This is a genomic window from Pseudomonas sp. URIL14HWK12:I6, from assembly GCF_000514195.1.
Lineage (GTDB): Bacteria > Pseudomonadota > Gammaproteobacteria > Pseudomonadales > Pseudomonadaceae > Aquipseudomonas > Aquipseudomonas putida_A.
This window is the reverse complement of the sequence record NZ_AZVL01000019.1, coordinates 36,054-62,364: the sequence shown is the minus strand read 5'-3', so window position 1 is coordinate 62,364 and position 26,311 is coordinate 36,054. Positions and strand designations below refer to the sequence as shown.

At 62.2% G+C, this 26,311-nt stretch carries 26 protein-coding genes and 1 pseudogene; all 27 read left to right on the top strand.

Annotated features, from left to right (window positions below):
• The first annotated feature begins 224 nt into the window (after positions 1–224).
• The 27 genes and pseudogenes from H043_RS0121470 to H043_RS0121345 all read left to right on the top strand — a co-directional run bounded on the left by H043_RS0121470 (position 225) and on the right by H043_RS0121345 (position 26,264).
• Positions 225–1,436, top strand: coding sequence for a bifunctional cobalt-precorrin-7 (C(5))-methyltransferase/cobalt-precorrin-6B (C(15))-methyltransferase (locus H043_RS0121470; RefSeq protein ID WP_027613578.1), 1,212 nt, complete (start codon positions 225–227; stop codon positions 1,434–1,436).
• Positions 1,429–2,526 carry a cobalt-precorrin-5B (C(1))-methyltransferase gene (locus H043_RS0121465; protein ID WP_027613577.1) on the top strand — a complete coding sequence of 366 codons (1,098 nt, stop codon included), beginning with the start codon at positions 1,429–1,431 and terminating at the stop codon, positions 2,524–2,526. The genes H043_RS0121470 and H043_RS0121465 overlap by 8 nt, the downstream gene beginning before the upstream one ends.
• A complete protein-coding gene (locus H043_RS0121460) occupies positions 2,523–3,248 on the top strand; it encodes a cobalt-precorrin-6A reductase (protein ID WP_027613576.1) in 726 nt (241 codons plus the stop codon). The genes H043_RS0121465 and H043_RS0121460 overlap by 4 nt, the downstream gene beginning before the upstream one ends.
• A gap of 56 nt (positions 3,249–3,304) precedes the next feature.
• On the top strand, positions 3,305–3,640 hold the full coding sequence (locus H043_RS0121455; RefSeq protein ID WP_027613575.1) for a type II toxin-antitoxin system RelE/ParE family toxin: 336 nt from the start codon (positions 3,305–3,307) through the stop codon (positions 3,638–3,640).
• A gap of 4 nt (positions 3,641–3,644) precedes the next feature.
• Positions 3,645–3,968: a DNA-binding protein gene (locus H043_RS0121450; RefSeq protein WP_027613574.1), complete on the top strand. Its 324-nt coding sequence runs from the start codon at positions 3,645–3,647 to the stop codon at positions 3,966–3,968.
• 114 nt (positions 3,969–4,082) lie between these two features.
• Positions 4,083–4,481 (top strand): DUF2946 domain-containing protein, encoded by a 399-nt coding sequence (locus tag H043_RS0121445; protein WP_027613573.1) that lies wholly within the window; start codon positions 4,083–4,085, stop codon positions 4,479–4,481.
• A gap of 48 nt (positions 4,482–4,529) precedes the next feature.
• Complete coding sequence (locus H043_RS0121440) at positions 4,530–5,009, top strand: copper chaperone PCu(A)C (protein ID WP_027613572.1); 480 nt, start codon at positions 4,530–4,532, stop codon at positions 5,007–5,009.
• 21 nt (positions 5,010–5,030) lie between these two features.
• Positions 5,031–5,477: a DUF2946 domain-containing protein gene (locus H043_RS0121435; protein ID WP_027613571.1), complete on the top strand. Its 447-nt coding sequence runs from the start codon at positions 5,031–5,033 to the stop codon at positions 5,475–5,477.
• 85 nt (positions 5,478–5,562) lie between these two features.
• Complete coding sequence (locus H043_RS0121430; RefSeq protein ID WP_027613570.1) at positions 5,563–7,683, top strand: TonB-dependent copper receptor; 2,121 nt, start codon at positions 5,563–5,565, stop codon at positions 7,681–7,683.
• A gap of 177 nt (positions 7,684–7,860) precedes the next feature.
• Positions 7,861–9,240, top strand: coding sequence for a PepSY domain-containing protein (locus H043_RS0121425; RefSeq protein WP_027613569.1), 1,380 nt, complete (start codon positions 7,861–7,863; stop codon positions 9,238–9,240).
• Between the two features lie 150 nt (positions 9,241–9,390).
• On the top strand, positions 9,391–11,514 hold the full coding sequence (locus tag H043_RS0121420; protein WP_027613568.1) for a TonB-dependent siderophore receptor: 2,124 nt from the start codon (positions 9,391–9,393) through the stop codon (positions 11,512–11,514).
• A 113-nt stretch (positions 11,515–11,627) separates the two neighbouring features.
• Positions 11,628–12,416, top strand: coding sequence for an ABC transporter ATP-binding protein (locus tag H043_RS0121415; RefSeq protein ID WP_027613567.1), 789 nt, complete (start codon positions 11,628–11,630; stop codon positions 12,414–12,416).
• A complete protein-coding gene (locus tag H043_RS0121410) occupies positions 12,413–13,360 on the top strand; it encodes an ABC transporter substrate-binding protein (RefSeq protein WP_027613566.1) in 948 nt (315 codons plus the stop codon). Before H043_RS0121415 ends, H043_RS0121410 begins: the two co-directional genes overlap by 4 nt.
• Complete coding sequence (locus H043_RS0121405) at positions 13,357–14,367, top strand: iron ABC transporter permease (protein WP_027613565.1); 1,011 nt, start codon at positions 13,357–13,359, stop codon at positions 14,365–14,367. The genes H043_RS0121410 and H043_RS0121405 overlap by 4 nt, the downstream gene beginning before the upstream one ends.
• Before the next feature lie 20 nt (positions 14,368–14,387).
• A pseudogene (locus H043_RS30790) lies at positions 14,388–14,477 on the top strand (metal ABC transporter ATP-binding protein); the annotation flags it as partial.
• 219 nt (positions 14,478–14,696) lie between these two features.
• Complete coding sequence (gene urtA / locus H043_RS0121400) at positions 14,697–15,962, top strand: urea ABC transporter substrate-binding protein (protein ID WP_027613564.1); 1,266 nt, start codon at positions 14,697–14,699, stop codon at positions 15,960–15,962.
• A 163-nt stretch (positions 15,963–16,125) separates the two neighbouring features.
• Entirely contained in the window at positions 16,126–17,628 is a 1,503-nt protein-coding gene (gene urtB / locus H043_RS0121395; protein ID WP_027613563.1) for an urea ABC transporter permease subunit UrtB, read from the top strand.
• Positions 17,628–18,707, top strand: coding sequence for an urea ABC transporter permease subunit UrtC (gene urtC / locus H043_RS0121390; RefSeq protein ID WP_027613562.1), 1,080 nt, complete (start codon positions 17,628–17,630; stop codon positions 18,705–18,707). Before urtB ends, urtC begins: the two co-directional genes overlap by 1 nt.
• 23 nt (positions 18,708–18,730) lie before the next feature.
• The gene (gene urtD, locus H043_RS0121385) at positions 18,731–19,573 is read left to right on the top strand and encodes an urea ABC transporter ATP-binding protein UrtD (RefSeq protein ID WP_177325654.1); all 843 of its coding nucleotides are present in this window, start codon (positions 18,731–18,733) and stop codon (positions 19,571–19,573) included.
• Between the two features lie 140 nt (positions 19,574–19,713).
• Complete coding sequence (gene urtE, locus H043_RS0121380) at positions 19,714–20,412, top strand: urea ABC transporter ATP-binding subunit UrtE (RefSeq protein ID WP_027613561.1); 699 nt, start codon at positions 19,714–19,716, stop codon at positions 20,410–20,412.
• Positions 20,413–20,442: 30 nt separating this feature from the next.
• Entirely contained in the window at positions 20,443–21,282 is an 840-nt protein-coding gene (locus H043_RS0121375) for an urease accessory protein UreD (protein ID WP_027613560.1), read from the top strand.
• Positions 21,283–21,439: 157 nt separating this feature from the next.
• On the top strand, positions 21,440–21,742 hold the full coding sequence (gene ureA, locus H043_RS0121370) for an urease subunit gamma (RefSeq protein ID WP_007915951.1): 303 nt from the start codon (positions 21,440–21,442) through the stop codon (positions 21,740–21,742).
• A gap of 9 nt (positions 21,743–21,751) precedes the next feature.
• Positions 21,752–22,285, top strand: a complete 534-nt coding sequence (locus H043_RS0121365; protein ID WP_027613559.1) for a GNAT family N-acetyltransferase — start codon at positions 21,752–21,754, stop codon at positions 22,283–22,285.
• A gap of 6 nt (positions 22,286–22,291) precedes the next feature.
• Entirely contained in the window at positions 22,292–22,828 is a 537-nt protein-coding gene (locus H043_RS0121360) for a GNAT family N-acetyltransferase (protein WP_027613558.1), read from the top strand.
• Positions 22,825–23,130 carry an urease subunit beta gene (locus tag H043_RS0121355; RefSeq protein WP_027613557.1) on the top strand — a complete coding sequence of 102 codons (306 nt, stop codon included), beginning with the start codon at positions 22,825–22,827 and terminating at the stop codon, positions 23,128–23,130. Before H043_RS0121360 ends, H043_RS0121355 begins: the two co-directional genes overlap by 4 nt.
• A gap of 158 nt (positions 23,131–23,288) precedes the next feature.
• Positions 23,289–24,989 (top strand): urease subunit alpha, encoded by a 1,701-nt coding sequence (ureC, locus tag H043_RS0121350; RefSeq protein WP_027613556.1) that lies wholly within the window; start codon positions 23,289–23,291, stop codon positions 24,987–24,989.
• 147 nt (positions 24,990–25,136) lie between these two features.
• On the top strand, positions 25,137–26,264 hold the full coding sequence (locus H043_RS0121345; RefSeq protein WP_027613555.1) for a sensor histidine kinase: 1,128 nt from the start codon (positions 25,137–25,139) through the stop codon (positions 26,262–26,264).
• The last annotated feature ends 47 nt before the right edge of the window (positions 26,265–26,311 follow it).

Here is a 26,311-nt window from a genome sequence, read left to right as displayed (position 1 = left end):
TGCCAACTTGGCACGTATTAATTTTATAGCTTCATTGCGCCAGACTTATTAAAAAGAACTGACTTGGAATCAAACTAACAAAAACGGAAGTTGAAAAAATCACTATTACTCGACATTAAGTTTCCGCGTTGTTCTCGACACGCCGCGACGACAGACCTGCGTCAGGTGCCGGCAGTCGCGTTATCATGCCGCCCGTGAAGATCTACTCAGGATTAAGGAACGGCATGACACCCTGGCTGACGGTTGTGGGAATCGGTGAAGACGGCTTCAAGGGCCTGGGCAAAAACGCCCGGCGCGCCCTGCTGGCTGCTTCGCGGATCATCGGCGGCCAGCGGCAACTGGACTTGCTGCCGGTGTGCATTCGTGGCGAACGCACTTTGTGGCCGAGTCCGTTTTCCCTCGCGCCGGTATTGGAGCAGCGCGGCCGAGCGGTGTGCGTGTTGGCCAGTGGTGATCCGATGTTCTACGGCGTCGGCGCCAGCCTCGCGCGGCACGTGCCGAGTGCCGAGATGCTGATCCTGCCCGCGCCCTCTTCCTGTTCGCTGGCCGCCGCCCGGCTCGGCTGGCCGTTACAGGAGGTGGTCACCCTCTCGCTGGTGGCGCGACCACTGGCGGCACTCAATGCGCAGCTGTTCAGCGGGGTGCGCCTGTTGCTGTTGAGCAATGACCGGCACAGTCCGGCGGCAGTCGCGGCGCTGCTGCGCGAGCGCGGCTTTGGCGGCAGCCGCCTGACTGTGCTTGAGCATTTGGGCGGCGATGCCGAACGGCGCCTCGAAAGTACGGCCAATGACTGGAATGACCCGGCGATTGCCGATCTGAATGTGATCGCCATCGAATGCCTGGCCAATGCGCAGGCACCGCGCCTGTCACGTCTTGCCGGACTGCCCGATTCGGCATTCCAGCACGACGGCCAACTGACCAAACGCGATGTCCGCGCCATCACCCTCGCCCGCCTCGCGCCGATCCCCGGCGAACTGCTGTGGGATGTCGGCGGCGGTTGCGGCTCGATCGGCATCGAATGGATGCGCGCGCACCCGAGCTGCCGCGCCATCGCCATCGAGGCGGACGAGGGCCGACAGGCCTTGATCGAACACAACCGCGACGCGTTGGGCGTGCCCGGTCTGCACTTGGTGCGTGGCCGTGCGCCGCAAGCCCTCGCCGGACTGGAGCGACCCGACGCGATCTTCATCGGCGGCGGCGTGACCCGCGAAGGCGTGTTTGAAACCTGCTGGGAACAACTCAAGCCCGGTGGCAGGCTGGTCGCCAACGCCGTGACCCTGCAAAGTGAAGTCACTCTGATGCACTGGCGCGAACGCCACGGCGGCGAACTGACCCGAATTCACGTGGCCCAGGCGCAACCGCTGGGCGAGTTCGACACCTGGCGTCAGGCGTTGCCGATTACCCTGCTGGATCTGGTCAAACCCCTCGATGCGTGACGAAACCGCCGAACAACCCGCGCCCCTGCGTAGCGGTCTGACCACCGGCAGCTGCGCCACCGCCACCAGCCTCGCCGCCGCCCGCCTGCTGCTCGGCGGTACGTCGGCGGATGCGGTGCAGATCGTCCTGCCCAAAGGCAAACAGGTGCAGATGCGCCTGGAGTTCTGCCGGCTGACCGAAGGCGGCGCCGAGGCCGGAACGATCAAGGACGCCGGCGACGACCCGGACGTAACGCACGGTGCGCTGCTCTATTCACACGTGCGGCTGCTGGCCGAGCCGGGGATTCGCTTTGTCGCGGGCGCAGGTGTCGGCATCGTGACCCGGCCGGGGCTGGTGCTCGGCGTCGGTGAACCGGCGATCAACCCGGTACCGCGCAAGATGATCAGCGACCACCTGACGCTGCTCGCCACCGAAAGCGCTTATGCCGGCGGCTTCGAGGTCACCGTCAATATCGAGGGCGGCGAGGCGCTGGCACTGAAAACCATGAACCCGCGGCTGGGCATTCTCGGTGGTTTGTCGATCCTCGGCACCAGCGGTATCGTCCGGCCGTTTTCCTGCGCGGCGTACATCGCCTCGATTCATCAGGGCATCGACGTCGCCAAAACCAATGGCTACCTGCACATCGCCGCGTGCACCGGCAACGCCAGCGAAGACACCATGCGCCGGGTCTACGACCTGCCGGAAATCGCCTTGATCGAAATGGGCGACTTTGTCGGTGCGGTGCTCAAGCATCTGCGCAAAGTGCCGGTGGATAGACTCAGCCTGTGCGGCGGCTTTGGCAAGATCAGCAAACTGGCGGCCGGGCACATGGATCTGCACTCGCGGCATTCGAGTATCGACCTGCCGCAACTGGCTGAATGGGCGGCGGCGATTGGCGCTGATCAGGCGTTGCAGCAGAGCATTCGTGAAGCGAACACCAGTCAGCAGGCCTTGGCGATGGCCAGCGCGGCGGGCATTGCCCTCGGCGATGAGGTCTGCCGCCACGCGCTGAATTTCACCTGCAGCGTGGTGCCGGCGCAGGTGCAGGTCGAGGTGTTTGCGATTGATCGGCAGGGCGGGATTGTCGGCCACGCCGGAGGTTTTGCATGAAACGCATTCTGTTGCTTGGCGGCGTCACCGAGGCGTTGGCCATCGCCCGTACGCTGGGGCCAGAACACATTTACAGTCTGGCCGGTGTGGGCCGGGTGCCGACCGACCTGACCTGCCAGGTGCGCGTCGGCGGCTACGGCGGGGCCGAAGGTCTGGCGCAATTCATTCGCGCTGAAGGCATCGACCTGCTGTTCGATGCGACCCACCCTTACGCCGCGCAAATCAGCCACAACGCCGCCATCGCCGCACAACTCGCCGGCATCCGCTGCTGGGCCTTGCGCCGCCCCGCATGGCAGCCGCAGCCGGGCGACGACTGGCGTGAAGTCAGCGACTGGGCCGAACTGATCGAAGCCCTCAAACCGTTCCGCCGCCCGCTGTTCACCCTCGGCCGCGAACCGCTGCAACACCTCGACGAAATCCCTGCCAACCAGTATTGGACCCTGCGCGCCCTCGACGCTTATCCCGGTAACGAACGCTGCGAAGTCATCGGCGCCCGTGGGCCGTTTCTGCTGGAGGATGAACGCGCACTGTTCGAACGCAGGCAGATCGATGTGCTGATCAGCAAGAACAGCGGCAGCACCGCGACCGAGCCGAAGCTGGAAGTAGCGCGGGAGTTGGGGGTGCCGGTGATGGTGCTGAAGCGGCCGGTGTTGCCGAGGGTTGATCGGGAGTTTTGGACGCTTCAAGAAACACTTGTTGAATTGGAGGCGATCACCTCCTGAGGCAAGATCCACGGCTTGCATGATAAGTAACCTATTTGTTACCTTCAGGGCCGACTGTGATCACACTCGAAGAATATCTACAAGAAAACGATTCAAGCCCGTTTGGCCGTTGGATCTCCACTTTGAGCGTGCCGGCCGCAGCGAGGGTTTCGAAAGCCTTGGCACGGTTGGAAGCGGGCAACACCTCCAACATCAAGTGGTTCGATGGTCTCGGCGAATACAAAATAAACTGGGGGCCTGGCTATAGAATTTATCTGATACAAGAGGGAAAACGACTGATCATCTTGTTCGGTGGAGGAGATAAATCCACACAGAGACAGGACATCAAACAGGTGAAAGCACTGATAGCCGAATTTCGAACTCGAAAAAAAGCTGAACAGAACCAGAGGTAATTTGATGGCGCTCACTCGAAGCTACAAAATTTCAATTTCAGAGCGTGCACAACGTGATCCCGAATTTGCCCAGGCATTACTGGACGAAGCCGCAACGCTTTTTCTGAATGGCGAGCCAGAAGTTGCGAGGATAATTTTGCGCGACCTCGTCAATGCAACTGTCGGATTCGAAGAACTTGCAAGGGAGACTGAAAAGCCCAGCAAAAGCCTGCATCGAATGTTGTCCGCCAAAGGCAACCCGAGCATGGACAATCTGGCAAAAATTTTTTCGGTAATCCGAACTACGCTGGGAGTAGACATGGAGGTTCACGCGGTACCAGTGAACTGAGCGATTGGTTAATGAGATCGCTGCGACACCAAACCGCACGACGCCTTTTTACTTATCGGCCCTGATCAGGCTAAATAGCCCGCGCCTGATCGCCCACCCAACGGATCTGTCCCCATGAACCGACACCGGCTTGCATTTGCCTGGATCGCCTGCTTTGCAGTGCTGTTCAACATGCTCGCCATGCCGATGACCGGGGCGATGGCGCAGGCGGCCAGTTCACCGGCCGAACAGTTGCTGTGGAGCAGCTTCTGCACCGGCAGCGGGACGAAGATGGTGGCGATCAACATCGGCGCCCCAGAGCAGAAAGCCCCGTCCAACGACAGCCATTCCAACATGCAGCATTGCTGGTGCTGCTCGGGTTCAGCGCCGCTGGTGGCGTTGCCGGGCCATACGCCGCAGCTGTATTTCGCCCGCTACGAAAGCAATCGCAGCGTGGCGCCGCCCTCGTTGCAAACACCGACACCGCGCCAGCAATGGCCGAGCCTTAATCCCCGCGCCTCGCCTCTGGTTTGATTTGTTCTCGCAATTGACCTGCGTATCAAATCGTTCTGGAGAACTGCCATGTTGAACAAACTCTTCGTCATCGCTGCGCTGTTGCTGCCGGCGTGCTTCGCCCATGCCCACGAATACAAGGCCGGCGAGCTGGAAATCGCTCATCCGTGGTCGCAGGAGCTGCCGCCCAACGCGCCGACCGTCGCGGCTTATTTCGTGATCAGCAATCCCGGCAAGACCGACGACCGCCTGCTCGGCGTCGACTCGCCGATCACCGCCGAAGCGCAATTGCATGAGCATGTGATGCAGGGCGATCTGATGAAGATGCAGCAGGTGCCCGACGTGGTGATTCCGGCCGGCGGCAAGGTGACGTTCGCGCCGATGGCCTATCACGTGATGCTGCTCAACCCGAAAGACCGCAGCCTGCTCAGCGACGGCAAACGCTTCCCGCTGACCCTGCATTTCGAGAAGGCCGGTAACGTCACCGTCGAAGTCGCGGTGCAGAAGAAACCTCCGCAAGATACCCAGGCACACGATCACGCCCAGTAACCGATCCGGCTGACTACGCCCGTGCGCCTGCAACGCGCCGGGGCATCCCGCCTGCATCGCCAGAGCCAGACTCTGACCCGCGGTAGCTGGATCGCCCTGTTCGCCATGTTGATGATCTTCATCGGCCCGCTGATTTCTCAGTCGATGCCGATGGATCAGCACGCCTCGACTTCCATGCCGATGAGCATGGACTTGGCGATGGATATGCCGGGCATGGATCACGCCGCGCACGGTGCACAACCGGCTGCCGAACACTGCCCGCCACAATCCTCGCACCACGCCCTATGGGAAAAATGCGGTTATTGCAGCCTGCTGTTCAATTGCCCGGCGCTGACCGGTGGCGGCACGTTCGCCACATTCAGCATTGCCCACGTCAACACCTTCACCCTGCCCTCCCCGCGTCTGGGCCATGCCCGGCAGACCTTCTTCCCCGGCGCCCGCACCCGCGCCCCGCCCGTCAACGCGTAAACACCGCACCTTTGATTGCACACGGTTGAGAAGACAGCTTCAGGCTGCCGGCCGTGTCGTTTACGACTGTTTGATGGAAATTGTCATGTCCAGGTTTTCTGCTGTTCCACGCTCGGGTTCTGCCCGGGCGTCTTTCGCGCTGAACGCATCGCGCATTGGTTTCTCGCACGCCACCGCCGTCCTTTGCGGCGTTCTGTTATCGCCGCTGGTGTTGGCCGATGACCACACCGGGCACAACGAAGAACTGAGTCCGACGGTGATCACCGCGATCGCTCCCAGCTCGCCGTTGACCATCGTCACCAACCCCAAGGATCCGCGTCAGCCGGTGCCGGCCAGTGACGGCGGCGATTACCTGAAGACCATTCCCGGCTTCGCCCTGGTGCGCAATGGCGGCACCAACGGTGATCCGGTGCTGCGCGGGATGTTCGGTTCGCGCCTGAACATTCTCACCAACGGCAGCATGCTGCTCGGCGCCTGCCCCGGGCGGATGGACGCGCCGACCTCGTACATCTCGCCGGAAACCTACGACAAACTCACGGTGATCAAGGGCCCGCAAACCGTACTCTGGGGGCCGGGCGCATCGGCCGGCACGATCCTCTTCGACCGTGAGCCGGAAAGCTTCGGCGAACTCGGCACGCGGGTGAATGCCAGCGTGCTGGCCGGCTCCAACGGACGCTTCGACAAAGTTGTCGACGCCGCTGCCGGCGGGCCATTGGGCTACGTAAGGGTAATCGGCAATACCGCGCACTCCGACGACTATCGCGACGGCAACAACGACAGCGTGCCGTCGCGCTACGACAAGTGGAACGGTGACATCGCGCTCGGCTGGACCCCGGACGCCGACACCCTGATCGAACTCACCGCCGGCAAGGGCGACGGCGAAGCGCGCTACGCCGGGCGCGGCATGGACGGTTCGCAGTTCCTGCGCGAAAGCCTCGGCCTGCGCTTCGAAAAATCCAACATCACCGACGTACTGGAGAAACTCGAAGCGCAGGTCTACTACAACTACGCCGACCACGTGATGGACAACTACAGCCTGCGCACCCCATCCGGCACCGGGATGATGGCGGGGCCCATGGCCTCCAACGTCGACCGGCGCACCCTCGGCGCGCGGATCAAGGCAACCTGGCGCTGGGCCGACATCCAGCTGATCACCGGTCTCGATGCGCAGACCAACGAGCATCGCCAGCGCAGTGGCATGGGCATCGACACCTACAAGGATCAGCCGTACACCAAGGACGCCGATTTCCATAACTACGGCGTGTTCAGCGAAATGACCTGGTACGCCGCCGACCGTGATCGGCTGATTACCGGCGCCCGGGTCGACCGTGCTTCGGCCAAGGATTACCGGCAGCGCATTGGTTCGGGAATGATGAGCCGGCCAAATCCGACCGCCGACGAGACCCGCGCCGACACCCTGCCAAGCGGCTTCGTGCGTTACGAGCATGACCTCGCTGACAGCCCGGCCACGCTGTACGCCGGCCTCGGTCACGCGCAGCGCTTCCCGGATTACTGGGAGCTGTTTTCACCGAAGTCCGGCCCGGCCGGCTCGCTGAATGCGTTCGACTCGATCAAACCGGAGAAGACCACCCAGTTCGACTTCGGCGTGAACTACAAGACTGCCGAACTCGAAGCCTGGGCCTCGGGCTACATCGGTGTGGTGCGCGACTACATCCTGTTCGACTACACACCGACGATGATGGGCATGAGCACTTCGCGCGCGGAAAACATCGACGCGCGGATCATGGGTGGCGAGCTCGGTGCCGCCTACAAACTCACCGATAACTGGAAAGCCGACGCGACCCTGGCTTACGCCTGGGGCAAGAACAGCAGCGACGGCAAAGCCCTGCCGCAAATGCCGCCGCTGGATGCGCGCTTCGGCCTGACCTACAGCGAAGACAACTGGAGCGCCGGGGCGCTGTGGCGCGTGGTCGCGGCGCAAAACCGCATCGACCAGAACAAGGGCAACGTGGTCGGCAAGGACTACGACAAGAGCGGCGGCTTTGGCGTGTTCTCGCTCAACGGCGCCTACCGGATCAACAAAAACTGGAAGGTCAGCACCGGCGTCGACAACCTGTTCGGCAAGGCTTACGCCGAGCACCTGAACCTGGCGGGCAACGCCGGTTTCGGCTACCCGGCCAACGACCCGCAAGCGATCAACGAGCCGGGGCGCACGCTCTGGACCAAGGTCGATATGAGTTTCTAACCGAGCGGCACGCCTTGCCCTTGTGGGAGCGGACTTGCTCGCGAAGACGGCGGTACATCCAGCATGGGTGGCGCCTGACACGACGCTTTCGCGAGCAAGCCCGCTCCCATAGGAGTGCAGTGGTGAAACTCCCCATACAGAACAAAGAAAAGATCCAAGCCAAGCGGAGCAAACGTGATGCAAAAGCCCAAACCGAACTTCTACAACCTGGCCTGGCGCTGGCATTTCTATGCCGGCCTATTCGTCGCGCCGTTCATGGTAATGCTGGCCCTGACCGGCATCATCTACCTGTTCAAACCGCAGCTCGATTCGCTGATGTACAGCAGCCTGCTCAACGTCCCCGCCGGGCATCACATGGTGCCGGCCGATGATCTGCTGCAACGGGTGAAAAGCGCTTATCCACAAGGCCAGATCACCCAGTACCTGCCGCCGGCCAACGCCGAACGCAGCGCTCAGTTTGTCGTGAAGAATGAGGGTCATGAACTCAATGTGTTCATCGATCCGTACCACGGCGACATCCTTGGCGAGCAGGATGCGAAGAAAAATCTGCAAGCCGTCGCCCGCGCCATTCACGGCGAATTGATGATCGGCACGCTCGGTGATCGCCTGATCGAACTCGCCGCCGGTTGGGGCGTGGTGCTGGTGGTGTCGGGGGTGTTTCTGTGGTGGCCGCGCGGTCAGGCCGCCGGGATTCTGTGGCCACGCCTGAACAGTCGCGGTCGGGTGTTGTGGCGTGATCTGCACGCGGTCACCGGGTTCTGGGGCGCGGCATTGCTGCTGGTGATGCTGCTCAGCGGCATGACCTGGACCGGCTTCTGGGGCAAGCAGTACGCCCAGGTGTGGAACGTGTTCCCGGCCGCGATGTGGAACAACGTGCCGACCTCCGACGTCGAGGCCGGCAGCCTCAATAACGCCGCGCGCCAGACCGTGCCATGGGCAATGGAAAACACGCCGATGCCGATGTCCGGCGACCACGCCGAACACATGGCCCACGGCGGCATGCAACACGGTCCCGCCGCACCCGCGATCAGCCTGCAAGAGGTGCAGAACATCGCCATTGAACGCAAGGTCGAACCCGGCTACAGCATCACCCTGCCGGCCACCGCGACCGGGGTGTTCACCATTGCCGTGTTTGCCGACGACCCGCGTAACGATGCGACCCTGCATGTCGATCAGTACACCGGCAAGGTCCTCGCCGATGTGCGTTTCGAACAGTACGGCGCAGTGGCACGGTCCACGGAAATCGGCGTGATGCTGCATGAAGGCAAGATGTTTGGCACCTTCAACCAGATCATCGTGCTGCTGATCTGCCTGATGATTCTGCTCAGCGCCGTCAGCGGCGTGGTGATCTGGTGGAAGCGGCGTCCGCAGGGCAAGTTCGGCGTACCGCCGCTGCGCCATGATCTGCCGAAATGGAAAACCGGCGTGGCGATCATGCTCGCTCTGGCCGTGATCTTTCCGCTGGTGGGCGCTTCGCTGGTGCTGGTCTGGCTGCTGGATCGGCTGCTGTTGTCGCGTCTGGGCCGCCAAGCTGAATCTGCCTCAACTTCAACGTGAAGCAGGCGAGATGCGCGTTTCAGACAGATCTTTAAACTGCCGGGGCTTAAACTCCGGCATTTTTTAGTGTTACTGTATAACGCAAATAGGCCGCCCTGCCCGCAACCAAAAGTTGCGGGCTTTCTTTTGAAGAAGTGATTCACCGTCCCGATGAACAAGTACCTCTTGTCCAGCCTCTGCCTGTTCGCCCTGAACAACGCCAACGCCGACGGCCAGCCGCTGACGCTGCCCACCGGCACCATCTCCGCGCCGGCGGTTGACGCAGAAAGTGTCAGCCTGACCACGCCGACCACCGCCGGCTCGCGCCTGAACCTGACGGCCATGGAAACCCCGGCCAGCGTCGAAAGCCTCAGCGGCGAGCAGGTTCGCGCCCGTGGCGATCGCAGCGTGCAGGACGCCGTGTCGCGCAGCACCGGCATCAGCCGCACCGGCACCCCGGGCGATGGCGGCACCTCGTTGCAGGCACGCGGTTTTACCGGGCAGAGTTCGGTGATGCAGTTGTATGACGGTAACCGCATGTACACCGGCATGGGCACCGTGACCTTTCCGGTCGACACCTGGTCGGTGCAGCGCGTCGACGTACTGCGCGGTCCGGCGTCGGTGCTGTACGGCGAAGGCGCGACCGGCGCGGTGGTCAACGTGATTCCGAAGAAACCGTTCGAGGGTGAAATCGAAAACCACCTGCGCCTTGGCTACGGCTCCTACGACAGCCAGCAGCAGGCGTTCGACAGCGGCGGCTCGCTGACCGATACCCTTAGCTATCGCCTCAATCTCAATCGCCTGCGCAGCAACGGCTGGATCGATCGCGGTGATTCATCAAGCGATTTCATCAGCGCCGCGCTGCGCTGGCAGGCCACCGACGACCTGGCCTTCACCCTCGCCCATGACTACGGCGATCAGCGCCCGCAAAACTACTTCGGCGCGCCACTGATCAACGGCCGATTGCGCGACAGCCTGCGCAACAAGAACTACAACGTGCACGACGATCAGCAGCACTACAACGATCAGTGGACGCGCCTGAGCACTGATTGGCAGATTAACGACGCGGTCAGCGCCAGCAACGAGCTGTACTACCTCAAGGCCCAGCGCCGCTGGCAGAACGCCGAGAACTACAACTTCGACACCACCACGCAACAACTCAGTCGCAGCGGCTACTTCGGCATCGGCCATCGGCAGGAGCAGGTCGGCGACCGCCAGACCTTCACCTTCAAGCACTCACTGTTCGGCCTCGACAGCCAGACCGTGACCGGCGTCGATTACAACCGCATCCGCTTCCAGCTCAACAGCAACTCGCCGTTCAACGACGTGCTGCCCAACGGTCAGCCCTTGGATCTGTATCACCCGCAGCCGGGCTATTTTGAAAGCGCCAACCCGTACCGCGACCAGTTCGACAGCACCACCAAACAGATGTCAGTGTTTGCGGAAAACCGCACGCAATTGAGCGAGCGCTGGTCGCTGGTGACCGGCGTGCGCCGTGATTACGTGCACGTTGATCGCAACAATCTGATCGACGACAGCCACAGCGACAAGACCCTGACCGGCAACAACTGGAAGGCCGGACTGGTGTTTGCCCTGACGCCCGAGACTTCGTTCTACGGTCAGGTCGCGACCAGCACCGACGGCATCGGCGGCCTGATATCCCTCAGTCCGAGCCAGCAGCAATACGACCTGTCGACTGCACGCCAGACCGAGGTCGGCATGAAGCAGTTGTTCTGGGATCAACGCGGCGAGTTCACCCTGGCGGCCTATCGCATCGTCAAAAAGAAACTGCTGACCGACGATCCGGGCAACCCGACGCTCAAGCAGCAAGTTGGCCAGCAATCTTCCAACGGCCTGGAAGCCAGCCTCGATCTGCAACTGCCGCACGCCTGGCAACTGCAGGCCAACGCGGCGATTGTGAAGGCCAAGTACGATGACTTCTCCGAAGTGGTCGACGGGCAAACCCTGTCGTACAACGGCAATCGCCCGGTGGATGTACCACGGCGCACCGCCAATCTGTGGCTGAACAAAAACCTCAGTGATGATCTGAAGGCCGGGGCCGGCGTGCGTTATGTCGATGCGCGTTACGCCGACATGGCCAACCGCAACGAGCTGCCGAGTTACACCGTGGTCGATGCGACGCTGTCGTGGCAAGCCCTGCGCAACACCACGCTCGGTCTACAGCTGAACAATCTGTTTGACCGCCAGTACGCACAAAGCCAATACAATGCGGGCCAGCAGTGGATTCTCGGCGAGCCGAGATCGTTCTTCGTCACGGCCGATTACACCTTTTGATTCACCGGCCCCTTCGCGAGCAAGCCCGCTCCCACATTGAAATGCGATCCACTGTGGGAGCGGGCTTGCTCGCGAAGGCGTCATCAGCAACACCCGATATTTCAGAGTAGAAGATGACCTCACTGACCCTCGCCAACCTCGCCTGGACACCCCTGGGCCACGGCCACTGCCATCACCAGTTCCAGCTGCGTGACGCCTCGTTGCAGGTGGCCGCCGGTGAGTTTGTCGGTTTGATCGGCCCCAACGGCAGCGGCAAGACCAGCCTGCTGCGCTGCGCCTATCGCTTCAGCCAGCCGGAAAGCGGAGAGGTCAGACTCGATCACCACAACGTGTGGAAGCAATCCTCGCGCTGGTGCGCGAAACGCATCGCCGTGGTCCTGCAGGAATTCCCCGATGCCTTTGGCCTGACCGTCGAAGAAGTGGTCGCCATGGGTCGCACGCCGCACAAAGGCCTGTTCGATGGCGACACGCTGGAAGATCGCAATCTGGCGACGCAAGCGCTCAAATCCGTCGGCCTCGACGGCTTCGAAGACCATGCGTTCGCCACCCTGTCCGGCGGTGAAAAACAGCGGGTGATCCTCGCCCGCGCCCTGACCCAGCAACCGCAATTGCTGATCCTCGACGAGCCGACCAACCACCTCGACCCGCGTTATCAGCTCGAACTGCTGCAACTGGTCAAACGTCTGCAGATCGGCACCCTCGCCAGCATTCACGACCTGAACCTGGCCGCCGCGTTCTGTGACCGACTGTACGTGATCAATCACGGGCGGATCGTCGCCAGCGGCACGCCGCAACAGGTACTCACCACCGAGCTGCTGCGCGACGTGTTCGGCGTCGAGGCGTTGATCGATTCCCACCCTCTTCACGGCTACCCGCGAATCACCTGGATAACCCGACCATGACTGTGCGTTCCCTGCTTTGTGTCGCTCTTTTGTTGTGCAGTGCCCAGGCCTTCGCCGAAGCTACGAAATACCCGTTGACCATCCATAGCTGCAACCGCGAAGTGACCTTCAACGAAGCGCCGAAACACGCGGTCAGCCACGACATCAACATGACCCAGATGATGCTCGCCCTCGGCCTCAAATCGCGCATGGCCGGTTACAGCGGCGTCAGCGGCTGGAAGTCGGTGACGCCCGAAATGCAGTCATTGCTCGACGGTTTGCCGGAGCTGGCTGCGAAATATCCATCGGTGGAAACCCTGCTCAACGCCAACGTTGATTTTTTCTTCGCCGGCTGGGATTACGGCATGCGCGTCGGTGGCGACCTCACGCCGCAGACCCTGCAACCGCTGGGCATCAACGTGTATGAGCTGACCGAATCCTGCGCCTTCGTGATGAAGCGTCCGGCGGCGACGCTGGACGACACCTACAACGACCTGCGCAACCTCGGGAAAATTTTCTACGTGCAGGATCGCGCCAACGCACTGATCGCCGACATGCAGAATCAGGTCGCCGAGATCCGCAAAGACCTGCCCGCCGACAAGCCGCGCGTGTTTCTCTACGACAGCGGCGAAGACCGCGCCATGACTTCCGGGCGTCTCGGCATGCCGCAGGCGCTGATTGATGCTGCAGGCGGGCGCAACATTCTCGACGACGTCGACGCGAGCTGGACGAGGGTCAACTGGGAGACCGTGGTCGAACGCAATCCGCAGGTGATCGTGATCGTCGACTACAGCGAAATCACCGCTGAACAGAAGATCGAATTTCTGCTGAAGAACCCGGCGCTGCAATCGGTCGATGCGATCAAGAACCAGCGCTTCATCGTCATCCCTTACGTGCAGGCCACGCCGGGGATCGATAACGTGCTGGCGGTGGAAACCCTGGCCAAAGGATTCCACGGCGAATGATCGACCGTCGCTACGCCTTGTTGCTGATCGCCCTCGGCGCCGTGTTGCTGGTGTCGTGCGTGGTCTCGCTCGGTTTTGGTCCGGCGCGGGTGCCAGTGGACGTGGTGTGGCGGATTCTGCTGCACAAGGCTTTCGGTCTCGGCGAGGTGAGCTGGAGCGCCGGGCAGGAGCACATTGTCTGGCTGATCCGTGTGCCGCGCATGTTGCTCGGGGCGTTGGTCGGTGCCGGGTTGGCGTTGATTGGCGCGGTGCTGCAAGCGGTGACGCGCAATCCTCTTGCCGATCCGCACCTGCTCGGCGTCACCTCCGGCGCGACACTCGGCGCAGTGATCGTGGTGCTGCGCATCGGTGAAATCGTCGGCCTGCTGACCCTGCCGATTGCCGCGTTCATCGGTGCATTGCTGAGCATGTTTCTGGTGCTGGGCATTGCCAACCGTCAGGGTCGGCTCGACAGCGACCGGTTGCTGCTGTGCGGCGTGGCGGTGTCGTTCGTGATGATGGCGATCGCCAACCTGCTGCTGTTCATGGGCGACCATCGCGCCAGTTCGGCGGTGATGTTCTGGATGCTTGGCGGTCTTGGCCTGGCGCGCTGGGAGTTGCTGACGATACCCGCGCTGAGCGTGTTGCTCGGCCTCGGTCTGCTGCTGGGCATGGCCCGGCCATTGAACGCCTTGATGGCCGGCGAACAGACCGCCGTCACCCTCGGCCTGAATGCCCGCGCGGTGCGCCTGCGGGTGTTTGTGATCGCCTCGCTGATGACCGGGGTGCTGGTGTCGATCAGCGGCTCGATCGGTTTTGTCGGGCTGATGGTGCCGCACATTGCCCGGCGTCTGGTCGGTGCCGAACACCGCCGACTGCTGCCGGCCTGCGTACTGCTCGGCAGCCTGTTTCTGGTGTGGGTCGATGTTGCCGCGCGAACTCTGATCGCGCCGGAAGACCTGCCCATCGGCGTTGCCACCGCGGCTATCGGCGGTCTGTTCTTCATCGGCCTGATGCGCCGCCGCTGACACAACAAACATAAAAAACTGTGGGAGCGAGCCTGCTCGCGAAGAGGCCGTGCCAGCCAACTTCATTTTTGAATGACCCACCGCATTCGCGAGCAAGCCCGCTCCCACAGTGAATGGCACTGTTTGCGAAATCGGCGCCCTAATCTGGCGCACACGAATGCACCGTCACACGCGACCGGTCCCTTCATGGTGCATCCCACCAACACGCAACCGCTCTAAACCGACATTTCCCTGCCCGATCCCGACCGGGCACAGCCCTTGCAAAACACACCTTCAGTCGTCCGCATCTGCCAACCATAAAAAACTTTAACGTTCATGGAGATCGCACAATGAAGCGTCGCAGTTTGATCAAGGCTTTCACACTCACGGCATCCATTGCCGCGATGGGCATGACCTGGACTGTCCAGGCGGCCGAGACCATCAAGGTGGGGATTCTGCATTCGTTGTCCGGGACCATGGCGATCTCTGAAACGTCGCTCAAAGACATGGCGCTGATGACCATCGACGAGATCAACGCCAAGGGCGGGGTGAACGGCAAGATGCTCGAACCGGTGGTAGTCGACCCGGCATCCAACTGGCCACTGTTTGCCGAAAAAGGCCGGCAGTTGCTGACTCAGGACAAAGTCGCCGTGGTGTTCGGTTGCTGGACATCGGTGTCGCGTAAATCGGTGCTGCCGGTGTTCGAAGAACTCAACGGCCTGCTGTTCTACCCGGTGCAGTACGAAGGCGAAGAGATGTCGCCGAACGTGTTCTACACCGGCGCCGCGCCGAACCAGCAAGCGATCCCCGCCGTTGAATACCTGATGAGCGAAGAAGGCGGCAGCGCCAAGCGCTTCTTCCTGCTCGGCACCGACTACGTCTACCCGCGCACCACCAACAAGATCCTGCGCTCGTTCCTGCATTCCAAAGGCGTGGCTGACAAGGACATCGAAGAGGTCTACACCCCGTTCGGTCACAGCGACTATCAAACCATCGTCGCCAACATCAAGAAGTTCTCCGCCGGCGGCAAGACCGCCGTGATCTCGACGGTCAACGGTGACTCCAACGTGCCGTTCTACAAAGAGCTGGCCAACCAGGGGCTGAAGGCGACCGACGTACCGGTGGTGGCGTTCTCGGTGGGTGAAGAAGAGCTGCGCGGCATCGACACCAAACCGCTGGTGGGCAACCTTGCGGCGTGGAACTACTTCGAGTCCGTGGAGAACCCGGTGAACAAGAAGTTCGTCGCTGACTGGAAGGCTTACGCGAAGAAACACAACCTGCCGGGCGCCGACAAAGCGGTGACCAACGACCCGATGGAAGCTACTTACGTCGGCATCCACATGTGGGCGCAGGCAGCGGAAAAAGCCAAGTCCACCGACGTCGACAAAGTTCGCGAAGCGCTGGCCGGCCAGACCTTCGCCGCGCCGTCCGGTTACACCCTGACCATGGACAAGACCAACCACCACCTGCACAAACCGGTGATGATCGGCGAGATCCAGAACGACGGTCAGTTCAACGTCGTGTGGCAGACCGAAGGCCCGATCCGCGCGCAGCCGTGGAGTCCGTTTATCGATGGCAACGACAAGAAGCCGGATTATGCGGTGAAGAGCAACTGAGCCATTGGGTGTCGGGCTGGTAAGACTTTCAGTCCGACATACTCCCCCTGTGGGAGCGGGCTTGCTCGCGAAAGCAGTTCGTCATTCAACTTATATGCAAGCTGACACACCGCTTTCGCGAGCAAGCCCGCTCCCACCATTAGTCCGCGCAAGGCGACTCTTTATGCCGACTACCCTATACCGCTTCATCCTCGCCATCGCATTGCTGTTGCCGATGACTGCCTTTGCCGGTGACGCCGAAGACTTCGTCGCCGCCAATCCCGTGCAGCAAGCCAGACTGCTGGAAGCCTGGGCCGCGCAGCCCGAGCCGGCGCGTGTCGAGCTGATCAACGCCCTGCAACAAGGCGAATTGACCCTCGACGGCCAGCCGAAAACCCTGCGCCTGAACAACCGCCTGCGGGGTCTGATCGACACCGCGTTGGCCAGCCACCAATTGCTCGCCGCCGACGCCAAAACCCGTCTGACTGCCGCGCAGCAATTGCAGAAAAGCGCGAAACCCGCGCAGCTGAAATTCCTCGACCAGCAACTGGCTGGCGAAAAAGACGAGAACGTCCACGCCGCCCTGAGCCTGGCGCTGGCCAATCTGCAGCTGGTCGACAGCGATCCGGCGGTGCGTCTGGCCGCCGTGCGCCTGCTCGGCGAAACCGGCGATCCGCTGGCCCGCACCCGCCTCGAAGGCCTGCTCGAACCCGGCGTGGAAAGCGATGCCGGGGTGCGCACCGCCGCCGAAACCAGTCTGGCTCAGGTCAAGCGCAAACTGCTGATCGGCGAAGTGTTGGGTCAGGCGTTCAGCGGCATGTCCCTCGGCTCGATCCTGCTGCTCGCGGCCCTCGGGCTGGCGATCACCTTCGGCCTGCTCGGGGTGATCAACATGGCCCATGGCGAGATGCTGATGCTTGGCGCCTACTCGACCTATGTGGTGCAGCTGATGTTCCAGCGCTACGCCCCGCAAGCCATCGAGTTCTATCCGCTGATCGCACTGCCGGTGGCGTTCTTTGTCACAGCGGCGATCGGCATGGCGCTGGAACGCACGGTGATTCGTCATCTCTACGGCCGCCCGCTGGAAACCCTGCTCGCCACCTGGGGCATCAGCCTGATGCTGATCCAGTTGGTGCGCCTGCTGTTCGGCGCGCAGAACGTTGAAGTAGCGAACCCGGCGTGGCTGTCCGGCGGGATTCAGGTGCTGCCGAATCTGGTGCTGCCGTACAACCGCATCGTGATCATCGCTTTCGCCTTGTTCGTGGTGGTGCTGACCTGGCTACTGCTGAACAAGACCCGCCTCGGCCTCAATGTCCGCGCGGTCACGCAGAACCGCAACATGGCCGCCTGCTGCGGCGTGCCCACCGGGCGCGTCGACATGCTCGCCTTCGGCCTCGGTTCGGGCATTGCCGGGCTCGGTGGCGTGGCGCTGAGCCAGATCGGCAACGTCGGCCCGGACCTCGGCCAGAGTTACATCATCGACTCGTTCCTGGTGGTGGTGCTCGGCGGCGTCGGCCAACTCGCCGGCAGCGTGCTCGCCGCCTTCGGGCTGGGCATCGCCAACAAGATTCTCGAACCGCAGATCGGTGCGGTACTCGGCAAGATCCTGATCCTCGCGCTGATCATTCTGTTCATCCAGAAACGTCCGCAAGGCCTCTTCGCACTGAAAGGACGGGTGATCGACTGATGAACCAGCCTCTACTTGTCACGGCCACGCAAAAAGCCGGGCCGAAAGTCACCCTTGCCATCGGCGCGGTGATCCTCACGCTGCTGATCGCCCTGCCGTTGCTCTCGCTGTTGCCGGCGGACAGCGCGCTGCATGTCTCGGCCTACACCCTGACGCTGGTCGGCAAAATCCTCTGCTACGCCATCGTCGCTCTGGCGCTGGATCTGGTCTGGGGCTACGCCGGGCTGCTGTCGCTGGGCCACGGCCTGTTCTTCGCCCTCGGCGGTTATGCGATGGGCATGTACCTGATGCGTCAGGCCGCCGGTGATGGTTTGCCGGCGTTCATGACCTTTCTGTCGTGGACCGACCTGCCGTGGTACTGGAGCGGCACCAGCAGTTTTATCTGGTCGATGTGCCTGGTGGTGCTGGCGCCGGGTCTGCTGGCGTTGGTGTTCGGCTTCTTCGCCTTCCGCTCGCGGATCAAGGGTGTGTATTTCTCGATCATGACCCAGGCCCTGACGTTCGCCGGGATGCTCCTGTTTTTCCGCAACGAGACCGGCTTCGGCGGCAACAACGGCTTCACCAACTTCCGCACGATTCTCGGTTTCGGCATCACTGAGCCGGGCACTCGCGCGGTGCTGTTTCTGGCTACCGTGTTGTTGCTGGTGGCGAGTCTGTTCATCGGCTGGCGTCTGGCGCAGAGCAAGTTCGGCCGGGTACTGACGGCGCTGCGCGATGCGGAAAACCGCCTGATGTTCTGCGGCTACGACCCGCGCGGTTTCAAACTGTTCGTCTGGGTCTTGAGCGCGGTGCTGTGCGGTCTGGCCGGGGCCTTGTATGTGCCGCAAGTGGGGATCATCAACCCCAGCGAAATGTCGCCGACCAACTCGATCGAGGCGGCGGTATGGGTCGCCCTCGGCGGTCGCGGCACGCTGATCGGGCCGTTGCTCGGTGCCGGTGTGGTCAACGGCATGAAGAGCTGGTTCACCGTGGCTTTCCCCGAATACTGGCTGTTCTTCCTCGGCGCGCTGTTCATCGTCGTGACGTTGTATCTGCCCAAAGGCGTAATCGGCCTGCTGAAGAAACGAGGTGAACAATGAGAGTCACTGCGAGTGCTGAATTCATGCTCGAACCGGCGTTTTTCCCCGTGGAACCGAACAAGGACGAAGGCACCAGCCGTGACTCGATCGGCCTCGGCCAACGCGTCGGCCCGGGCCTCGACACCCGCCACGGCACGATCCTGACCCTGGAAGACATCAGCGTCAGCTTCGACGGCTTCCGTGCGCTGAACAATCTGAACCTGTACATCGGTGTCGGCGAACTGCGTTGCATCATCGGCCCCAACGGCGCGGGCAAGACCACGCTGATGGACGTGATCACCGGCAAGACCCGCCCCAGTCACGGCAAAGCCTGGTTCGGCGAAACCCTCGACCTGACGCAGATGAGCGAAGTACAGATTGCCCAGGCCGGCATCGGTCGCAAGTTCCAGAAACCCACAGTGTTCGAAGCGCTGAGCGTGTTCGAGAACCTGGAACTGGCGCAGAAAACCGACAAGTCGGTGTGGGCCAGTTTGCGGGCGAAGTTGAGCGGCGAGCAGAAAGACCGGATCAGCGAAGTGCTCGACACCATTCGCCTGACCACCTCGGTCAATCGCCCGGCGGGCCTGCTGTCCCACGGGCAGAAACAGTTTCTGGAAATCGGCATGTTGCTGATGCAGGACCCGCAACTGCTGCTGCTCGACGAACCGGTGGCGGGCATGACCGATGCCGAAACCGAATTCACCGCCGAGCTGTTCAAGTCGCTGGCCGGCAAGCATTCGCTGATGGTGGTGGAGCACGACATGGGCTTCGTCGGCTCGATTGCCGACCATGTGACGGTGCTGCATCAGGGCAGCGTGCTGGCCGAAGGATCGCTGGAGCAGGTGCAGGAAAACGAGCGGGTGATCGAGGTCTATCTCGGCCGCTGAATTTTGCGAATGCAAAACCTGTGGGAGCGAGCCTGCTCGCGAAAGCGGTGCATCAGGCGCTGAAAATGCTGAATGTGACGCCGCATTCGCGAGCAGGCTCGCTCCCACAGGGTTCTGTGTGCAACAGAAGGAATTTGAACATGCTGCAAGTCGACAAGCTGCACCAGTACTACGGCGGTAGCCACATCCTCCGTGGCCTCTCATTCGACGTAAAAGTCGGCGAAGTCACCTGTCTGCTCGGGCGCAACGGCGTGGGCAAGACCACCCTGCTCAAATGCCTGATGGGCCTTTTGCCGGCCAAGGAAGGCGTGGTGAATTGGGAGGGCAAAGCGATCACCACGCTCAAGCCGCACCAGCGTGTACACGCCGGGATCGCCTATGTGCCACAGGGCCGGGAAATCTTCGGCCGGCTCACCGTGGAGGAGAATCTGCTGATGGGCCTGTCACGGTTTCCCGGCAGCGAAGCGAAAGAAGTACCAGGTTTCATCTACGAATTGTTCCCGGTGCTGCTACAAATGAAGCAGCGCCGCGGCGGTGACCTGTCCGGCGGTCAGCAACAGCAGCTGGCTATCGGTCGCGCCCTGGCCAGTCGTCCGCGTTTGCTGATCCTCGACGAGCCCACCGAAGGCATCCAGCCCTCGGTGATCAAGGAGATAGGCGCGGTGATCAAGAAGCTCGCGGCGCGCGGCGACATGGCGATTTTGCTGGTGGAGCAGTTCTACGATTTCGCTGCGGAGCTGGCCGATCAGTACCTGGTGATGTCCCGGGGCGAGATCGTGCAACAGGGGCGCGGCGAAAATATGGAGGCCGAGGGTGTACGAGGTCTGGTAACAATTTAATCTGTAGCTTCCTAACGATAATTACAAACCATGAACTCACCGCTTCCCACTGCCCTGTTTACCCCGAGCTGGCACGCCGAGCTGGAGCTGGCCTACGCCCGCTTCGGCGACTGCACGCGCCCGGTTCAGCGCCGGCATCTCGGCCCGCTGCGCGTGCAAAAGCACCTGTATGCCGAAGGCCCCGAGGTCTGCCAGCACATCATCGTCCATCCGCCCGGAGGTATCGCCGGCGGTGACCGGCTGAACATCAGCGCCCGCGTCGAAGCAGACGCCTGGGCGCAGATCACCAGCCCCGGCGCGGCCAAGTGGTATCGCGCAGCGGGGCCGGCGTATCAGCAGCTCGACCTGAAAGTCGCTGCCGGTGCGACGCTGGAATGGCTGCCGCAGGAAACCATCGTCTACAGCGCCGCCCAGGCCGAACTCACCACCTCGATCGAGCTTGAGGGCGATGCGCGGCTGTTCTACTGGGACGTGGTGGCGCTGGGCCGACCGGCCAGTGGCGAGCGCTTCGACCTCGGACACTTTCAAGCGCATCTGGATATCCGCCGTGACGGGCGATTGCTCTGGCACGAGCGTCAACGCATCACCGGCAATGACGGCTTGCTCGATTCGCCGATCGGGCTGGATGGCAATCCGGTGTTTGCGACGCTGTTGGTCACCGGTGAAATTGATGCCGAGTTGCTGGAGCGTTGCCGCTCGCTGGGGCATGCAGTGCGCGGTGATCTGACCCAGTTGCCGGGGCTGTTGGTGGCTCGTTGCCTGGCGAGCGAGGCACTGCTGGCCCGCGCCTGGCTGATCGACCTGTGGCGCCTGCTGCGCCCGGCCCTGCTCGGCCGCGAGGCCCAGCCACCACGAATCTGGAATACCTGAAATGCACTCCAATGTGGGAGCGAGCCTGCTCGCGAAAGCGATTTATCCGTCACCTCAAATATTGAATGTGCCGGCGCCTTCGCGAGCAGGCTCGCTCCCACAGGGATCTGTGCCAACAGTCCCGACCCTTTTCAATCTGCCCTGATGGATACCCGCAATGGACCTGACCCCACGCGAAAAAGACAAGCTGTTGATCTTCACCGCCGGCCTCGTCGCCGAACGCCGACTGGCCCGTGGCGTGAAGCTCAACTACCCGGAAGCCATGGCCTATATCTCCGCCGCCCTGCTCGAAGGCGCCCGTGATGGCCAGACCGTGGCCGAGCTGATGCACTTCGGCACCACCCTGCTCAGCCGCGAGCAGGTGATGGAAGGCATCCCGGAAATGATCCCGGAGATCCAGGTCGAAGCGACGTTTCCCGACGGCACCAAACTGGTCACCGTCCACCAACCGATCGTCTGAGGCCGCGCCATGACCTACACCATTCGCGATGCCCTGCACGCCGACCTCCCTGCAATCCGCGACATCTACAACGACGCGGTGCTCAACACCACGGCGATCTGGAACGAATCGGCGGTCGACCTCGGCAACCGCCAGGCGTGGTTCAGCGCCCGTCAGGCCCAGGCCTACCCGATTCTGGTGATCGTCGACGCCGACAACGTTGTGCTCGGCTACGCTTCCTTTGGCGACTGGAGGCCGTTCGACGGTTTCCGCCATACCGTCGAACACTCGGTCTACGTCCGTAGCGACCAGCGCGGCAATGGCCTTGGCCCGCAATTGATGAGTGTGCTGATCGAGCGGGCCAAAGCCTGCGACAAGCACGTGATGGTCGCCGCCATCGAAAGTGGCAATTCCGCTTCCATTCGTCTGCATGAGCGCGCCGGTTTCAGCATCACCGGACAAATGCCACAAGTCGGCACCAAGTTCGGTCGCTGGCTCGATCTGACCTTCATGCAACTGACCCTCAATCCTGGCGCCCAGCCGCCGGTCGCCAACAAGGAGTGACACGCGATGAACCCCGCCCAACTGCGACGCGTCAATGCGGAAAGTTTTGCGCACTATCGTCAGGGCCTGATTGATCTGCTGCTCGACGCCGTAGGTTATGGCGCCAGCGTCGGTTTCATGGCCGACCTCGATGCCGCGCAAGCCCGCGCCTATTTCGATGAAGTGCAGCAACAAGTGAACAAGGGCAGTGTGTTGCTCTGGGTGGTGGTCAAGGATGAAGAGGTGCAGGCCAGCGTGCAGTTGGGCCTGTGCCAGAAGGCCAACGGCCTCAATCGCGCCGAAGTGCAGAAGCTGCTGGTGCGCGAACAGGCGCGTCGACGCGGCCTCGGTCAGCAATTGATGAATGCGCTGGAGCTCGAAGCGGCCAAGCACAAGCGCGGCATGCTCTACCTCGACACCGAGGCCGGCTCCCCCGCCGAAGATTTCTACAAGGCCCTGGGTTACACACGCGCCGGCGAAATTCCCGACTACGCCTGCGACCCGCACGGTACCTATCGCCCGACCGCCCTCTACTACAAGATTCTGCAAGGAGCCCGGCCATGATTCCCGGCCAGTACCAGATCCAGCCCGGCGACATCGAATTGAATGTCGGCCGCCGCACCCTCAACCTGAAAGTCGCCAACAGCGGCGACCGACCGATCCAGGTCGGTTCGCACTATCACTTTTTCGAAACCAACGACGCGCTGACCTTTGATCGCGCGGCCAGCCGTGGCATGCGCCTGAACATCCCCGCCGGCACCGCGGTGCGCTTCGAGCCGGGGCAAAGTCGCGAGGTCGAGCTGGTGGAGTACGCCGGGCATCGGCGGGTGTTCGGCTTTGCCGGGCGGGTCATGGGTGATCTCTAAGTAATACGGTGTCTGCTCTGGCCCCTTCGCGAGCAAGCCCGCTCCCACATTAAACCGAGTTCCTCCAGCTGGAATCCGATCCCCTGTGGGAGCGAGCCTGCTCGCGAAAGTGAGCGCAGCGAACGATCTCAAAACCAATTGAATTCCAAGGCAAACACATGAAGATCTCGCGTCAAGCCTACGCCGACATGTTCGGCCCCACCGTCGGCGACAAGGTGCGCCTGGCGGACACCGAGTTGTGGATCGAAGTCGAAAAGGACTTCACCACCTACGGCGAAGAAGTGAAGTTCGGCGGCGGCAAAGTCATCCGGGATGGCCAGGGCCAGAGCCAGTTGCTCGCCGCCGAAGTGGTCGACACCCTGATCACCAACGCGTTGATCATCGACCACTGGGGTATCGTCAAAGCCGACGTCGGCCTCAAGGACGGGCGTATCGCCGCGATCGGCAAGGCCGGCAACCCGGACGTGCAACCGAACGTGACCATCGCCATCGGCGCCAGCACCGAAGTGATCGCCGGCGAAGGCATGATCCTCACCGCCGGCGGCATCGACACGCACATTCACTTCATCTGCCCGCAGCAGATCGAAGAAGCGCTGATGAGCGGCGTCACCACCATGATTGGCGGCGGCACCGGGCCTGCCACCGGCACCAACGCCACCACCTGCACCTCCGGGCCGTGGCACCTGGCGCGGATGCTGCAGGCCGCCGACGCGTTCCCGATGAACATCGGCCTCACCGGCAAGGGCAACGCCAGCCTGCCGGAGCCACTGATCGAGCAGGTCAAGGCCGGGGCTATCGGCCTCAAGCTGCACGAGGACTGGGGAACCACCCCGGCGAGCATCGACAACTGCCTGAGCGTCGCCGACCAGTATGACGTGCAGGTGGCGATCCACACCGACACCCTCAACGAATCGGGTTTCGTCGAAACCACCCTCGGCGCGTTCAAGGGTCGCACTATCCACACCTATCACACCGAAGGTGCCGGCGGCGGCCATGCGCCGGACATCATCAAGGCCTGCGGTTTTCCTAACGTGCTGCCGAGCTCGACCAACCCGACCCGGCCGTTCACCCGCAACACCATCGACGAACACCTCGACATGCTGATGGTCTGCCACCACCTCGACCCGAGCATCGCCGAAGACGTGGCGTTCGCCGAAAGCCGTATCCGCCGCGAAACCATCGCCGCCGAAGACATCCTCCACGACCTCGGCGCGTTCTCGATGATCAGCTCCGACAGCCAGGCCATGGGCCGCGTCGGCGAAGTCATCACGCGCACCTGGCAGACCGCCGACAAGATGAAAAAGCAGCGCGGCCCACTGCCGCAGGACGGCGAAGGCAACGACAACTTCCGCGCCAAGCGCTACATCGCCAAGTACACGATCAACCCGGCGATCACCCATGGCATCAGCCATGAAGTGGGTTCGATCGAAGTTGGCAAATGGGCCGACCTGGTGCTCTGGCGTCCGGCGTTTTTCGGTGTGAAACCGACGCTGATCCTCAAGGGCGGCGCCATCGCCGCCAGTCTGATGGGCGACGCCAACGCGTCGATTCCAACCCCGCAACCGGTGCACTACCGCCCGATGTTCGCCAGTTACGGCGGCTCGCTGCACGCCACCAGCCTGACGTTCATCAGTCAGGCCGCGCAGGAGGCGGGGTTGCCCGAGGCATTGGGCCTGAAGAAGAAAATCGGCGTGGTCAAAGGCTGCCGCGACGTGCAGAAAACCGACCTGATCCACAACGATTACTTGCCGAACATCGACGTCGATCCGCAGACCTATCAGGTCAAGGCCGACGGCGTGCTGCTCTGGTGTGAGCCGGCGGAAACCTTGCCGATGGCTCAGCGTTACTTCCTGTTCTGACACACGACAAAAGGCCCCCGACCCGCGTCTTGCGCACGGGCCGGGGGCCTTTTTCATGGGGCAGGAAAACCGATGTGCAAACGGTCGTGTATTTCCCGCCAAAGGGACTAATATTCGATTCGCTCCGCCTTTTTTCAGGAACTGCCCATGCGTCTTTCCGAGTTCATCGTGGCCAATATCGACCCTATCGTCGATGAGTGGGAACAGTTCGCCGCGACCATCACGCCGGCCGCCGACTATCTGGATTCCACTGCGCTGCGCGATCACGCCAGCGAGATTCTGCGGGCCGCCGCCCGCGACATGAACAAGCCGCAAAGCCCCGCCGAACAGGCTGCCAAAGCCAAGGGCGAAGGCCCGGAAAAGACCCCGAGCCTGGACGAGGCCGGCGCCAGCCATGGCGAACTGCGCCACACCGTCGGTTTCGATCTGGTGCAGATGACCAGCGAATTCCGCCATTTGCGCGCCTGCGTGATCCGCCTGTGGGTCAACAGCCTTGAATCGCCGGACATGACCTATTTTCAGGACATGATCCGTTTCAACGAAGCCATCGACGAAGCCCTCGCCGAATCCACCGCGGCCTATGCCGAGCAGGTCAATCGCTCGCGGGATATTTTCCTCGCCATCCTCGGCCATGACCTGCGTGCGCCGCTGCAGGCGGTGAGCATGTCCACCGAACTGCTGCTGCGCAAATCCAGCCTTGAAGGCGATGCCCTGGCCTGCGCCCAGCATATCAAGCGTGGCGCGCGGCACATGGCGACGATGGTCAGCGATCTGCTGGAACTGGTGCGCAGTCGTCTGGGCCGTAGCCTGCCGATCGAGCCTGCACCGATGGATCTGGCCGTTGCGGCGCGAGCGGCGATCGCCGAAGCTTGCGCCGGTCAACCGCAATCCGATCCCAGGCTCACCGTGCACGGTGACACCAGCGGCGTGTGGGACGCCGGACGGATCGACCAGTTACTGCAAAACCTGATCGGCAATGCCTTGCAGCACGGTGCCAACCAGCGCGACGTGACCCTCGATCTGCGTGGCGAGGGCGACCACGTGTGCCTGTCGGTGCACAACTACGGCACACCGATTTCCGAAGAGGCGATCGGTACGATTTTCGACCCGCTGGTGCGCAGCGCCGACGAAGAACTCGGACAGCCGTCAACCAGCCTCGGGTTGGGCTTGTTTATCGTCAAGGAAGTGGTGACCGCCCATGGCGGGACGATCGATGTCAGCTCGAGTGAGGCTGACGGGACGTTGTTCAGTGTGGTGTTGCCGAGAAAGGTTTAAGCAGGCCAACCGCGTAATCGTTCTTCGCGAGCAGGCTCGCTCCCACA

Excerpts from the sequence above, each read along its gene's own strand:
- H043_RS0121415 (WP_027613567.1), top strand. The coding sequence starts at position 11,628 with ATGACCTCACTGACCCTCGCCAACCTCGCCTGGACACCCCTGGGCCAC.
- ureC (WP_027613556.1), top strand. The coding sequence starts at position 23,289 with ATGAAGATCTCGCGTCAAGCCTACGCCGACATGTTCGGCCCCACCGTC.
- H043_RS0121425 (WP_027613569.1), top strand. The coding sequence starts at position 7,861 with ATGCAAAAGCCCAAACCGAACTTCTACAACCTGGCCTGGCGCTGGCAT.
- urtE (WP_027613561.1), top strand. The coding sequence starts at position 19,714 with ATGCTGCAAGTCGACAAGCTGCACCAGTACTACGGCGGTAGCCACATC.
- H043_RS0121420 (WP_027613568.1), top strand. The coding sequence starts at position 9,391 with ATGAACAAGTACCTCTTGTCCAGCCTCTGCCTGTTCGCCCTGAACAAC.
- H043_RS0121355 (WP_027613557.1), top strand. The coding sequence starts at position 22,825 with ATGATTCCCGGCCAGTACCAGATCCAGCCCGGCGACATCGAATTGAAT.
- H043_RS0121345 (WP_027613555.1), top strand. The coding sequence starts at position 25,137 with ATGCGTCTTTCCGAGTTCATCGTGGCCAATATCGACCCTATCGTCGAT.
- H043_RS0121440 (WP_027613572.1), top strand. The coding sequence starts at position 4,530 with ATGTTGAACAAACTCTTCGTCATCGCTGCGCTGTTGCTGCCGGCGTGC.
- H043_RS0121465 (WP_027613577.1), top strand. The coding sequence starts at position 1,429 with ATGCGTGACGAAACCGCCGAACAACCCGCGCCCCTGCGTAGCGGTCTG.
- H043_RS0121360 (WP_027613558.1), top strand. The coding sequence starts at position 22,292 with ATGAACCCCGCCCAACTGCGACGCGTCAATGCGGAAAGTTTTGCGCAC.
- H043_RS0121430 (WP_027613570.1), top strand. The coding sequence starts at position 5,563 with ATGTCCAGGTTTTCTGCTGTTCCACGCTCGGGTTCTGCCCGGGCGTCT.
- urtC (WP_027613562.1), top strand. The coding sequence starts at position 17,628 with ATGAACCAGCCTCTACTTGTCACGGCCACGCAAAAAGCCGGGCCGAAA.
- urtA (WP_027613564.1), top strand. The coding sequence starts at position 14,697 with ATGAAGCGTCGCAGTTTGATCAAGGCTTTCACACTCACGGCATCCATT.
- H043_RS0121365 (WP_027613559.1), top strand. The coding sequence starts at position 21,752 with ATGACCTACACCATTCGCGATGCCCTGCACGCCGACCTCCCTGCAATC.
- H043_RS0121460 (WP_027613576.1), top strand. The coding sequence starts at position 2,523 with ATGAAACGCATTCTGTTGCTTGGCGGCGTCACCGAGGCGTTGGCCATC.
- H043_RS0121450 (WP_027613574.1), top strand. The coding sequence starts at position 3,645 with ATGGCGCTCACTCGAAGCTACAAAATTTCAATTTCAGAGCGTGCACAA.
- H043_RS0121445 (WP_027613573.1), top strand. The coding sequence starts at position 4,083 with ATGAACCGACACCGGCTTGCATTTGCCTGGATCGCCTGCTTTGCAGTG.
- urtD (WP_177325654.1), top strand. The coding sequence starts at position 18,731 with ATGCTCGAACCGGCGTTTTTCCCCGTGGAACCGAACAAGGACGAAGGC.
- H043_RS0121405 (WP_027613565.1), top strand. The coding sequence starts at position 13,357 with ATGATCGACCGTCGCTACGCCTTGTTGCTGATCGCCCTCGGCGCCGTG.
- H043_RS0121375 (WP_027613560.1), top strand. The coding sequence starts at position 20,443 with ATGAACTCACCGCTTCCCACTGCCCTGTTTACCCCGAGCTGGCACGCC.
- ureA (WP_007915951.1), top strand. The coding sequence starts at position 21,440 with ATGGACCTGACCCCACGCGAAAAAGACAAGCTGTTGATCTTCACCGCC.
- H043_RS0121470 (WP_027613578.1), top strand. The coding sequence starts at position 225 with ATGACACCCTGGCTGACGGTTGTGGGAATCGGTGAAGACGGCTTCAAG.
- urtB (WP_027613563.1), top strand. The coding sequence starts at position 16,126 with ATGCCGACTACCCTATACCGCTTCATCCTCGCCATCGCATTGCTGTTG.
- H043_RS0121410 (WP_027613566.1), top strand. The coding sequence starts at position 12,413 with ATGACTGTGCGTTCCCTGCTTTGTGTCGCTCTTTTGTTGTGCAGTGCC.